Annotated in this window: 10 protein-coding genes; 4 read left to right on the top strand and 6 right to left on the bottom strand. The window is 71.8% G+C overall.

Annotated features, from left to right (window positions below; genetic code table 11):
• Positions 1 to 54: 54 nt before the first annotated feature.
• From BMW78_RS02345 to BMW78_RS02355, 3 genes are all read right to left on the bottom strand, one after another.
• Positions 55 to 1,380, bottom strand: coding sequence for an adenylate/guanylate cyclase domain-containing protein (locus BMW78_RS02345; protein ID WP_218144193.1), 1,326 nt, complete (start codon positions 1,378 to 1,380; stop codon positions 55 to 57).
• Positions 1,381 to 1,413: 33 nt separating this feature from the next.
• Positions 1,414 to 2,784 (bottom strand): anaerobic sulfatase maturase, encoded by a 1,371-nt coding sequence (locus tag BMW78_RS02350; protein WP_218144194.1) that lies wholly within the window; start codon positions 2,782 to 2,784, stop codon positions 1,414 to 1,416.
• Between the two features lie 165 nt (positions 2,785 to 2,949).
• Positions 2,950 to 3,465 carry a DUF6325 family protein gene (locus BMW78_RS02355; protein ID WP_091755965.1) on the bottom strand — a complete coding sequence of 172 codons (516 nt, stop codon included), beginning with the start codon at positions 3,463 to 3,465 and terminating at the stop codon, positions 2,950 to 2,952.
• Between the two features lie 158 nt (positions 3,466 to 3,623).
• Between BMW78_RS02355 and BMW78_RS02360 the strand changes: the two genes are divergently transcribed.
• The 3 genes from BMW78_RS02360 (at position 3,624) to BMW78_RS02370 (ending at position 7,756) form a co-directional block, all read left to right on the top strand.
• Positions 3,624 to 3,944: a hypothetical protein gene (locus tag BMW78_RS02360; RefSeq protein WP_091755967.1), complete on the top strand. Its 321-nt coding sequence runs from the start codon at positions 3,624 to 3,626 to the stop codon at positions 3,942 to 3,944.
• Between the two features lie 217 nt (positions 3,945 to 4,161).
• Positions 4,162 to 6,471: an arylsulfatase gene (locus BMW78_RS02365; protein ID WP_218144195.1), complete on the top strand. Its 2,310-nt coding sequence runs from the start codon at positions 4,162 to 4,164 to the stop codon at positions 6,469 to 6,471.
• Positions 6,472 to 6,499: 28 nt separating this feature from the next.
• Positions 6,500 to 7,756: a cation:proton antiporter domain-containing protein gene (locus BMW78_RS02370; RefSeq protein ID WP_091755971.1), complete on the top strand. Its 1,257-nt coding sequence runs from the start codon at positions 6,500 to 6,502 to the stop codon at positions 7,754 to 7,756.
• Positions 7,757 to 7,804: 48 nt separating this feature from the next.
• Here the strand turns inward: BMW78_RS02370 and BMW78_RS02375 are convergent, their stop codons facing one another.
• The 3 genes from BMW78_RS02375 to BMW78_RS20645 all read right to left on the bottom strand — a co-directional run bounded on the left by BMW78_RS02375 (position 7,805) and on the right by BMW78_RS20645 (position 11,317).
• Positions 7,805 to 9,952 (bottom strand): DEAD/DEAH box helicase, encoded by a 2,148-nt coding sequence (locus BMW78_RS02375; RefSeq protein WP_091755973.1) that lies wholly within the window; start codon positions 9,950 to 9,952, stop codon positions 7,805 to 7,807.
• A 565-nt stretch (positions 9,953 to 10,517) separates the two neighbouring features.
• A complete protein-coding gene (locus BMW78_RS20640) occupies positions 10,518 to 10,811 on the bottom strand; it encodes an ANTAR domain-containing protein (protein WP_177180237.1) in 294 nt (97 codons plus the stop codon).
• A gap of 185 nt (positions 10,812 to 10,996) precedes the next feature.
• A complete protein-coding gene (locus BMW78_RS20645; protein WP_177180238.1) occupies positions 10,997 to 11,317 on the bottom strand; it encodes a hypothetical protein in 321 nt (106 codons plus the stop codon).
• Between the two features lie 151 nt (positions 11,318 to 11,468).
• Between BMW78_RS20645 and BMW78_RS02390 the strand changes: the two genes are divergently transcribed.
• Entirely contained in the window at positions 11,469 to 11,972 is a 504-nt protein-coding gene (locus BMW78_RS02390) for a flavin reductase family protein (protein WP_177180239.1), read from the top strand.
• The last annotated feature ends 57 nt before the right edge of the window (positions 11,973 to 12,029 follow it).

Below are 12,029 nucleotides of genomic sequence, written 5' to 3' on the forward strand. Positions count from 1 at the left end.
GGCCTCACCCCGGGGTGGTGAGGCGGTGGCGGTGGGCAGTGGCGGTGAGGCGGCTCACGCGTCCACGGCCAGCAGTGACCACTCTCCCGGGATCCCCTTGAGGACCCGGGTGCCTCGTGGGGTGAAGCCGATGCCGGAGCCCACCACGAGGTCCCGCACCGTGCTCGAGACCAGCACCTCACCGGCGGCCGCCTCGGCCATGATGCGCGCCGCCAGGTGCACCGCCAGCCCGCCGAGGTCACCGCCGCGCAGCTGCTCCACCTCTCCGGTGTGCACCCCCACCCGCAGAGAAAGCCCGAGCGGCGCGAGCGCCTTGTGCAGCCCGAGGCCGCACCGGATGGCGCGGGCCGGACCGTCGAAGGCGGCCAGGGCTCCGTCGCCGGCGAAGTCGACCACCCGACCGCCGCCCCTCTCGACCTCACGGCTGACGGCGTCCTTGAAGCCCTCGAGCAGCTCACGCCAGCGCTGGTCGCCCAGCTCGGCGGCGAGGGCGGTCGACCCGACGACGTCGGTGAAGAGCAGGGTGGTGACGACCCGGTCCACGGGCTGGGCCGGGCGGGCACCCGTCAGGAACAGCTCGATCTCGTCGAGGACGGTGTCGGTGTCGCCCACGAAGAAGAGGTGGTCATCACCCGGCAGCTCGACGAGGCGTGCGTGCGGGAGGTGTGCGGCCAGGTAGCGGCCGAGCGCGAGCGGCACCATCTGGTCGCCACGACGGTGCAGCACGAGGGCCGGTGCCTGGATCGTGGGGAGCAGGCAGCGCGCATCGAGGTCGGGGTAGGAGGAGAACAGCGTGCGGGCCATCGCCGGGCTGGCCGACGACCGCTGGAGCCGGCCCCACCAGTCACGCAGCTGCTGGTCGTCCCGCCGTGACGGTGCCCAGGCGGACAGCCCCACGCCGGTGCCCCAGCGGTCGACGAGGCGGACCAGGCCGGCGAGCAGCTCGGGGTCGACGCCCTCGGGGTAGTCGGGTGCGGCGCCGAGGCGGGCCCACGTCCCGTAGAGGACGAGGGCCGAGGTGCGTTCGGGGTGGCCCGCCGCGAACATCAGCGCCATCGTCCCGCCCTCGGAGATGCCGAGGACCGCGGCTCGCTCCATTCCTGCGGCGTCCATGACGGCGCGCAGGTCGTCGGCGCGTTCCTCGAGGGTCGGGGCGCTCGCGACCGGGTCGGACAGCCCGGTGCCGCGCTTGTCGAACACCACCAGGCGGCTGAACGCCGCGAGTCTCGTCAGGAACCGGCGCAGCGCCGGCTGTTCCCAGGAGAGCTCCACGTGGGAGATGAAGCCGGGAGCGACGACCACGTCGTGCGGTCCCTCGCCCACCACCTGGTAGGCGATCGAGACGTCCCCGCTACGGGCGTAGCGCGTCTGCGGCTCCACCCCGCCGATGATCCGCCCGCTGTGCGCGAGCGGTCAACGGCGCGTCAGGGCCCCGTCCCCGCCCCCACCCGCGTCCGCGTCCCCGACCCCGACCCCGTCCTTGTCCCCGTCCTTGTCCCCGTCCCTGTCTCTGTCCCCGTCCCTGTCCCTGTCGCGCGCGGCATACCAGTCCTGGATCCCCGTGGCGTCCGAGCCTCGCCGCAGGAGCGAGGCCATCACGCGCATCGGCTCGTCGACGTGGCGGAAGAAGCGCTGGTAGCCGGCGCAGAGGTAGTGCAGTCCCGGCTCCCCGTCCGGAGTCGTGAGGAACCGGTCCTTGGGGCAGCCGCCGTTGCAGGCGAACCGCACGTCGCACTGAAGGCAGTACGCCGGCAGGGTGGTGAGCTTGGCCCGGCCGAAGGCCTGCTGCTGCGGTGAGGTCGCCAGCTGCAACAGGGGGCGGTCACCCCGGATGTTGCCGAGCAGGTACTTCTCCTCGACGAAGTGGTCACACGAGTACAGGTCGCCGTTGTGCTCCAGCGCGAGGGCCTCGCCACACGTCCTCGCGTGGACGCACATGCCTGCGTCGTCCATCCCCAGCCAGTGGGCCAGGGCGGTGTCGAACATCTGCACGAACACGTCGCCGACGTCGTGGCGCACCCACTCGTCGAAGACCTCGACGAGGAACTGCCCGAACTGCTCGGCCCCGACCGTGCGGTGGGTGACGAGGTCGCCCTCCTGCCGGTACAGCGGACGCTCGCCGTGGCGGCGTCCCCACCCGGTCTCGGCCAGCGGGAGCTGCTCGGCCGTCACCCGCTCCACGATGGGGATGAGCTGGATGAACTGCGCACCCAGGTCGTCCCGCAGGAACGTGTACACCTCGCGGCCGTGGTCGCCGTTCGCCGCGTTGATGGTGGTGAGGGCGTTCCACTCCACCTCGTGGCGCTGCAGGACGCCGAGCCCGCGCAGCACCCGGTCGAAGGTGGGCTTGCCGCCCTTGTCGACGCGGTAGGCGTCGTGCATCTCGCGCGGGCCGTCGATGGACAGGCCCACCAGGAAGCCGTGCTCCTTCAGGAACGCCCCCCACTCGTCGTCGAGCAGCGTCCCGTTGGTCTGCAGGGTGTTGAGCACCCTCTGGCCGGGCCGGCGGTACTCCTCCTCCAGCTCCAGCGTCCGGCGCATGAAGTCCAGCCCCATGAGCGTGGGCTCGCCACCCTGGAAGGCGACGACCACCTCCTCTGCGTCGCCGTGGGCGGCGAGCAGCTGGCCGACGTATGCCGCGTGGACCGCCGGGTCCATGCGGAACGCGCTGTCCGGGTAGAGCTGGTCCTTCGAGAGGAAGAAGCAGTACTCACAGTCCAGGTTGCAGATGGCGCCGGTGGGCTTCGCCATCACGTGGAAGGCCGCGGGTGCGGTCAGGCTCAACGGCGCCGGTCCCTGCGGTCGTCGCGACGGTCGTCACGCCGGTCCGTGCGGCGCCCGACTCCGTGGGCCACCACCGCTGCGGTGGCCACCGTGGTGGCCGTCCGTGCGACCGGTGCCGGTCCGATCACCGCTGCCCTGCGTGCCCTGCGTGCTGCCAGTGGCATGTCACTCGCCCTCCGTCCGTGCTTCGCTGTCCTCGTCCGTCTCGTCATCGTCGTCCTCGCCCAGGTCGGCCTCGATGGCCGCCAGGATCGCCTGGACGGGGATGCGGCCGTTGGCGACCAGCTGTCCCCCGGCCCGCCGCACGGCCGACGCGAACGGCGCCGCCCAGGTGTTCTCCCACACGAGCAGGCCGGCGCTGCTGCCCGGCTCGACCGCCGCAGCCACCGCCTCGACGTCCTCGGCGGCGAGCAGCGTCGCCAGCTCCGTCTCGTAGGCCACGATGCCGCCGAGCTCGCCCTCGTCGAGGTCGCTGATCTCGAAGAAGCCGACGGACCCGTCCTCGTCCTTCTTGATCAGGACGAGGTCCAGGACCCGGATGGTCCCCGCCTCCACGAGGTCGTCGAGCGCCGGGGCGATCTCCCCCTTGAACTGGCTCCCGGGGAACTCCACCACCAGCCAGTCGACCGGGCCGAGCTCGTCTACGGGTTCAGCGGACTCCCTGGTCAGCTGGTCGGTCATGGCCTGCCTCCTGCGCTCGCGGGCGAGGGCCTGGAAGGTGGTCCTCGCGGTCCTGCCATGCTCTGCCCGGCCCGTAAGCCCCACCTCATCCCGTCGGGGTGAGAGGGTGCCCCTGTGCAGAACAAAGCGCACAAAGCAGACCGGACGCGAGTCGCACCATGACGGCCAACCGCCCCCACGACGACCCTGTCGTCGCAGCCCTGTGCCTGACCCTCGAGCGGTACCCCTGGCGCGGTTTCACCCCGCACCTGCTTGCCAGGCTGGCGCTGGCCCAGTGGGACCGTCATGCGGTGCAACGGCTCCTGGCCGCCGTGCCGGGCGCCTCCGCAGGCGAGTGGCGCCAGGTGGAGCCGGTGCCGGCCGACGACCCGCGTGCCGAGGCCCTCGTGGCCTTCCTGACGGCACACCGCTGGACGCAGCTGAGAGCGAGCACCGTCTGCCGGCAGCTGCTCGGCCTGCTCGACGACACGGCCAGGTAGCGCGGCTGCCCCGCCTGCAGGCAGCAGGGCAGCCGGCAGGCAGCAGGGCAGCCGGCAGGTAGCTGGGCTGTCGGCAGGTAGCGGGCCCTCGCGGCTCACCCACCTCGGGTGATGCCGCGCGACGCCACCACACCGGACTGTGGACGGAACGCTTCCACAGAAAGGTGCACTTCCCATGGGCTTCACGGAGTATGAGCCGGGTGCCAGCTTCCCTGGCGTGATCGGACGTACGGCGGACGAGTCGGAACCTGCCTGGCCGCGGCCGGTGCGGGCGGTCGAGGGGTCGCCCAACGTGGTGATCGTGGTGCTGGACGACACAGGCTTCGGCCACCTGGGGTGCTACGGCAGCCCCATTGCCACGCCCAACCTGGACCGCCTCGCCTCCCGCGGCCTGCGCTACAACAACATGCACACGACAGCGCTGTGCTCACCCAGCCGCGCGTGCATCGTGACCGGGCGCAACCACCACAGCAACGCGATGGCGAGCATCACCGAGATGGCGACCGGCTATCCCGGCTACAACGGGGCCATCCCGTTCGAGAACGGCTTCCTGTCCGAGATGCTGCTGCAGCACGGCTACAGCACCTACATGGTCGGGAAGTACCACCTGCTGCCGAGCAGGGAGGAGACCCCCGCCGGTCCCTACGACCGCTGGCCGCTGGGTCGGGGCTTCCAGCGTTACTACGGTTTCCTCGGAGGCGACACCAGCCAGTGGGACCCCGACCTCGTCTACGACAACCACCAGGTCGAGCCGCCGAGGACGCCTGCGGAGGGGTACCACCTCACCGAGGACCTTGCCGACAAGGCGATCGAGTTCATCGCGGATGCCAAGCAGATCGACCCCGGCAAGCCCTTCTACCTCCACTTCTGCCCGGGCGCCACGCACGCGCCCCACCACGTCCCGAAGGAGTGGGCGGACCGCTACCGCGGGGCGTTCGACGACGGCTGGGAGGTCTACCGCGAGCGCGTCTTCGCCCGCCAGAAGGAGCTCGGCATCGTGCCGCAGGCCGCTGAGCTCTCGAGGCACGACCCGGACGTCCCGGAGTGGAGCACCTTGAGCTCCGACCAGCGCAGGCTGTACGCCCGGATGATGGAGGTCTTCGCCGGGTTCCTCTCGCACACCGACCACCACATCGGGCGGGTGCTCGACTTCCTGGAGAGCATCGGCGAGCTCGACAACACCCTCGTGATGGTGGTCTCGGACAACGGGGCCAGCGCTGAGGGTGGCCCGACCGGGACGACGAACGAGGCGCAGTTCTTCAACAACGCGCCCGAGCCCTTCGAGGACAGCCTCGCCGTGATCGAGGAGATCGGCGGTCCCAACCACTTCAACCACTACCCGTGGGGGTGGACGTGGGCGGGGAACACGCCGTTCCGCCGCTGGAAGCGGGAGACGTACCGCGGCGGCACCTCCGACCCGTTCATCGTCAGCTGGCCACGGGGCATCAGAGCGTCCGGCGAGGTGCGCCACCAGTACACCCACATCATCGACATCGTGCCCACCGTCCTCGAGCTGCTGGGCCTCGAACCACCGCAGAGCATCCGCGGGGTCACCCAGTCACCGCTGCAGGGCGTGAGCTTCGGGTACTCCCTGGGAGATGGCCAGGCGGAGAGCCGCCACCGGACGCAGTACTTCGAGATGCTCGGCCACCGCTCCATCTACCACGACGGGTGGCGGGCAGTGTGCCCGTGGCCCGGGCCGTCCTTCGCCGAGGCAGGCAAGGGGTTCGGCGAGCCGATCTCTGCCAGGACGCTGAGTGACCTCGACGCGCACGGCTGGGAGCTCTACCACGTCGCCGAGGACTTCGCGGAGTGCCACGACGTCGCGGATGCCAACCGGGACACGCTGATCGCGCTCATCGCCACCTGGTACGCCGAGGCGGGCAAGTACGACGTCTTCCCCGTCGACGGCAGTGGGCTGGCCCGCCTGGGACACCCGCAGCCGCTCGTGGCGCTGCCGCGCAACACCTACACCCTCTACCCCAACACGCAGTCGGTGCCCTTCTTCGCCGGGCCGCGCCTGCTCAACCGCGCGCACAGCATCTCGGCGGCCGTTCGCATCCCCGACGAGGGGGCCGAGGGGGTCCTGCTGGCCCAGGGCACGGCCGCAGGCGGGTTCTCGTTCTACGTCCAGGACGGGCGCCTGCGCTACGTGCACAACTGGGTGGGCCGGGAGAGGTTCGAGGTCACCTCCACCGAGGCCGTTCCGCCGGGCGACCACGAGCTGCGCTTCGAGTTCGAGCCGCAGGGCGAGCCCGACCCTGCCCACGGCCACGGCATGCCCGGCCGTTTCCAGCTCTACGTGGACAACGCGCTGGTCGGGGCGAGCGAGGCGCCGTGGACCACGCCCTTCATGTTCAACCCCGGCGCAATGACGTGCGGTGCCGATCCGGGCTCGGCGGTCACGACGGCATACGCTGCGCCGTTCCGCTTCACGGGCACGCTCCAGAAGGTCACGGTGGACCTCTCCGGGGAGCTGATCCAGGACAAGGAGAGCGAGCTGCGGGCCGCGATGGCGCGGCAGTAGCGACCCGTCAGCCCGAGGGAGGTGGCAGTTGAGCACAACCGTCGTGCTGGTCATCGCCGCCTCGATCTTCCTCTGGGGCGTCATCTCCTCGCGGCTCGAGCGGGCCGACCTCACGGCCCCGATCGTCTTCATGGCGGTCGGGGCGGTGCTGGCCGGCTCCGGGGTGGTCGAGGGGCCGACGGCGCCCGAGACGGTGAAGCCCCTGGTCGAGGTCACCCTCGTCTGGGTCCTGTTCTCCGACGCCGCCCGCCTCAGGGTGCAGGACCTGCGTGCCGACATCGGGATGTGCGTGCGGCTGCTCGCGGTCGGGCTGCCGTTGACCGTCCTGGCCGGGTGGGGACTGGCCGCGTGGCTGTTCCCGTCGCTCGGGGTGTGGCTGGCCCTGCTGGTGGCGGCCGCGCTGGCACCGACCGATGCCGCCCTGGGCGTACCGGTGGTGACCAACCCCGTGGTGCCCTCACGCGTGCGTCGCCTGATCACCGTCGAGAGCGGCCTCAACGACGGCATCGCGACGCCGGTGGTGCTGCTGGCGGTCGCAGGCGCCGCCTCCGCCGAGGCGCTGCCGGACAGCACCGGGGTGGGCACCGCCGCGGTCGAGCTGCTCATCGGTGCGGCGGTGGGGGTCGTCGTCGGAGCCGGTGGCGGGTGGCTCCTGCGCCGCGCCCGGCGCGCCCACTGGGCCTCGGAGGAGTTCACCGGCATCGCCGTGCTCGCGCTGGCCCTGCTCTCCTACGTGACCTCGACGAGCCTGCACGGGAACGGCTTCATCGCAGCCTTCCTCGGCGGCCTCGCCTTCGCCGCCACGGCGGGGCAGCGCGGTCCTGCCGAGCTGCTCTTCCTCGAACAGGCCAGTGGGCTGGTCTCACTGCTGGTGTGGCTGGCCTTCGGTGCCATCGCCGTGCCGATCGTGGTCGACAACCCGGATGCCACCACCCTGCTGTATGCCGTGCTGAGCCTCACGATCGTGCGGATGGTCCCGGTCGCGCTGGCCTCGCTGGGCGCTCGCCTCGACCGCGGGACGGTGCTCTTCATCGGCTGGTTCGGGCCACGCGGACTCGCCTCTCTGGTCTTCGCCCTCCTCGCGCTGGAGGAGCTCGGACCGGACGCGCGCGAGGCAGTCTCCGTCATCGCAGTGACAGTCTTCCTCAGCGTGCTCGCCCATGGCGTCACCGCGGGTCCGCTGGCCGCCCGGTACGGACGACGCCACCGTGTGGCCGACGCCGGCGCACCGCAGGGTGCGCCGCCGCCCGACCTGCCGGTGCGCGGCCTGCCCCGCCGGGCGTGACCGGGCCCGACCGGGCCTGAGGGCGTGCCCGCGCCTGACCGGGCCGACCTACGAGGCGGCGGCCAGCTGCTCGGTGAGCGCCTCGGTGAGCAGGGCCACCAACGCCTCGAGCTGGATGTCGGCCGAGGACGACACCTCCTCGTCGGAGCCGTCGAGCGCCCGCGCGGCCAGGCCGGCCTTGCTGTCGATGAGCTGGGCGATCTTGGTGTCCATCGTCTGGGCCGCGATGATCCGCCACGCGGTGACGGGGTCGCCCTGGCCGATGCGGTGGACGCGGTCGATGGCCTGGGTCTGCTCGGCGTCGGTCCACGACAGCTCGGCGAGCACGACGTTGGAGGCCACCTGCAGGTTCAGGCCGACACCGGCTGCGGTGAGCGAGCAGACCGCGACCGCGACGTCGGGGTCAGTCATGAACGCGTCGACCTGCTGCTGGCGGGCCTTCGACGTCTGGTCGCCGCGGATCGAGGAGTAGCGGATGCCGCGCCGGGCGAACAGCTCCTCGGCGGCGTCCATGACGTCGATGTGCTTGGCGAAGAACACGACCTTGCCCACGCTGCGGGCGAGCTGGGCGGCGTAGTCGGCGGCCAGCTCGGCCTTGGCCTGGCCGATGCGGCGCAGCATGCCGAAGACGTTGCCGTCGGCCTTGCTGTTGTTCGCTTCCTCGCGCTCCCACGTCGCGACGCGGCGCACGAGGTCGTGGTCGATTCCGCCGTCGGCCGGGACCCCGGTGCCGCGGGCGGCGAGGGCGCTCTCGTAGCGCTGCACCAGCCGCTTGGCGAGCTCGCGCTCCGCGGCGCGGATCGAGCGGCCGGCCTCGTCGTCGAGCTCGACCGGCAGGTCGGCGATGCGCCGGGCCGGGATGTCGGAGGCCACGTCGACCTTGCGGCGGCGGACGATGCCCAGGTCGACGACGCTCGCCCGGGCGGAGGCGTAGAAGCCCACGTCGGCCGGGGTCAGCCCGACGTCCTCGAGCTTCTCCATGAGACGGGCCCGGGGCTGCTTGTCGTCGATCCAGCCGAGGAACTGCCAGATGGCGCGGAAGTCCTCGATGTCGTTGATGAGCGGGGTGCCGGTGAGCGCCATCAGCAGCGGGTTGGCCATCCGCTGGCGGATGCGCTCGGAGAGCTGGAGCACGTGCTGCGAGCGCTGGGAGGACTTGTTCTTGATGAAGTGCGCCTCGTCGACCACCATGCCGCGGAAACCGAGGTCACCCAGCCAGCCGACGTGGCGGTCGAGCACCTCGTAGTTGACGACGATGATGTCGGCGAAGCCGTCGATCGTGTGGCCGTCTCCGTGGATGACGGTGGCCTTGTGCTTCGGGGTCCACAGCTGCGCCTCGCGGGCCCAGTTGGCCTTGACGACGTTCGGCACGACCGCGAGCAGCGGGTAGGCGTCCGCCGCCTGGGCGGCCAGCAACGCCTGGGCCGTCTTGCCGAGGCCCGGCTCGTCGGCGAGCAGGAAGGTGCGGTGTCCCTCGCGGGCCGCCTCGACCACCTGTGCCTGGTGGTGCATCAGCACCTGCCCACCCGGCGCCTGCAGCGACTGCAGCGATGCCGGCTCCGGCAGGTCCATGCACGACGTGCCGCCACCCTCCTCGAAGGAGCGGAACAGCGGGCCGAGCAGCTCCCAGTTGGACAGCCGTCCGTGTCGCACCCGCTGGTGCTGCGCGGCGGAGAAGTCCGGGGCGAGGAAGGGGTTGGCCAGCTGTCGCGCGACCACCGACTGCGGCACGACCCGGCGCTCGGTCGGCGCAGGCGCGGTCACGGACTCCGGCTCGGGCTCCGGCTCGGGCTCGGCCTCCATGCCGCCGGCCACGAGCATCTCGGACCGCAGCGTCTTCGCGGCGCCGGTCACGAGCGCGTCCTCGGCCAGCAGCGACAGCAGCGAGGTGTCGCGGGCGGCGGTCTTGGCCAGGATCGTGGCGATGCCGTCGAGCCGCTTGAGCGCCTCGGCCCGCTGGCCCTCCGTCAGCGAGGAGTCCGCCTTGACGCGGGCGCGCTCCTCGCGGACCAGCAGCGCGATGACCTGGAACTTGGTCCGCGACGACGGCCGGAGCCGCCCACGCTGCGCTGCTCCCTCCACCTCGCGCACCGCCTTGGCGAGCACGGGGAAGAGCCCCTCCTCGTCGCGGGCTCGCCGCTGGGCGCGGGGGGCGGTGCGGGTGGCGCCGGCCTGGCGCTGGCCTCGTTGAGCCAAGAACTCCTCCTCGGGGGTGCCGCGACGCAGGCGGTCCGGCGCGGCATACCCGCGCCCTCGCCCTGCGACGGGGCGATGTGGCAAAAGCCGGGGACAGGACCGCTGGGTACTCCAGTGCCGGTCGAGCTGGCGCGTGGTCCGCCAGAACAGCCAAGAGGTGTGACCCTTCACGGACCACCCAGTGGTGACCTTCCGGTCACTCGTCGATGACGAGCCGCCAGCTGCCGATGTGGCAAGGGTGGCGTGACCGGTCCCCTTCACCGTCGATCATACCGCCCCGAGGCCGTTGCGGCCGAGTCGCGGGGCGACGAGCCGGTATGCCGTGTTCCCGCCCTTCCACGGTCGGCGTGGGCCCACAGGCGAACCCTGCCTGCGAACCCCGGCGTGCCCACCTCCACCAGGCGGCAGGATCAGCAGGCAGGCAGAACGCGGCCCCGGAGGGTGTGCCCTCCGGGGCCGCGCGGGCGGTCGGCCACCAGTTCCCCCGAACCACCGTGCCGGACCGCCGACCAGGGCGTGCGCGCCGTGTCCCCCGACAGGCGGTGCGCACGCCGCTGGTGGCCTGCTAGCTGCTCTCCATGGCGCGAAGCCTCGTCTCGAGCCACCGCAGCAGGAGCGGCTCGGCACGCACCACGTCGCGGTCTCCCCGGCACAGTCCGCGCACCAGGACCTCGGAGAGGTGACCGACGTCGGTGTTGGCGGTCTGGGACCACGAGAGCAGCAGCCCCAGCGCCTCGGGCGAGCCGACACCGAGGCGCAGCATCAGGGCGCCCTTGGCGCGCTCGACCATCGCAGGGTCGTGAGCTACGACATGGCCCAGCTGACCGCCGAAGCGGTCGGAGGAGTCGTGTTCGCTCATGTCCATCCATCTCCCCAAGCACAACGAAGGACAAGGGGGCACCGGGGTCTGGGGTGACCAGCCGCCGGCTGCTGGACGGCGAACCCTGGAAAGGGTCCAAGAAGGCGAAACGTACATCAGCGGCGATCCCACGCACAAGGGCTTCTCAAGCCCGAGGCCACGGTGGAGCAGCGGCGACCGTCGGACTACGCCGACGGGGTGACCAGCGAGGACGCCAGCCACTGCTGGACGAGCGTCACGGACCCGCGGTCCTCCACGGCATACACCACCAGCGCCTCCCACTGGTCGGCCTCGCGGCGTCGCCACTCGACGAGCAGCGCCGGGTGCGGGCCGGGGGCGCCGTCGACGCCGCGCACCCAGCAGTGCCGGCGGGCGGAAGGGTGCTCCCCCGAGGGCGCCGGCGTCGCGGGCGGCCTCCGAGTCGTCGACGAGGCGACGGTCGTCGGCGCAGGGGCACCGGTCTCGACCGGTCGCTCGCCGAGCGGGACGCCCCGTCGGTATCCCATGCCGCCTGCCACCCCACCAGCATGCCAGATCATTCGAACATATGTTCGAGTGATCTCGTCCCGACGGGACACCACGGGACCATGCCGGTCGGACCCACCAGTCCCGCTCCTGCACTCGTCCGACCGGCCAGCCCCTGTGAGGGTGACGGGCATGCACGCCCTGTCCGAACCGCCGGAGCCGCGGTCTGACGTTGAACCGGAGTTCCTCGCAGCCATGCGTCATGTGGCCGCTCCCGTGGCTGTCGTCACGACGCTGGTCGGGCGACGCCCCTTGGGCACGACGGTGTCGGCGTTCGACTCCCTCTCCATGAGGCCCGCGATGATGACGGTGGCGCTACAGGCGTCCAGTTCCCTCTTGTCGGCGCTGCGCCGCGGGGCTCCCGTGGGCGTCAACGTCCTCGCCGACGACCAGATCACGCTGGCGCAGCGGTTCGCGGCTCGCGTGGAGGATCGTTTCCGCGGTGTGCCCTGGCAGGTCGACTGCGGCGCGCCCCGGCTGGGCGGGACACATGCCTGGTTCGCCCTCAGCGTTCGCGACCACGTTCCCGGCGGAGACCACGTGGTGGTGGTGTGCGACGTGGAGGCGGCGGAGGTCGCCTCCGGACGTCCCCTGGTGCACCACGACCGCAGGTTCGGCACGATCGCCTCAAGCTGAGCCCCGGGCACGGCGCCAGGGCGCTCGATCCACCGGAACGAGCGCCCTGGGCGCGTG

The organism is Pedococcus cremeus (genome assembly GCF_900111375.1).
Lineage (GTDB): Bacteria > Actinomycetota > Actinomycetes > Actinomycetales > Dermatophilaceae > Pedococcus_A > Pedococcus_A cremeus.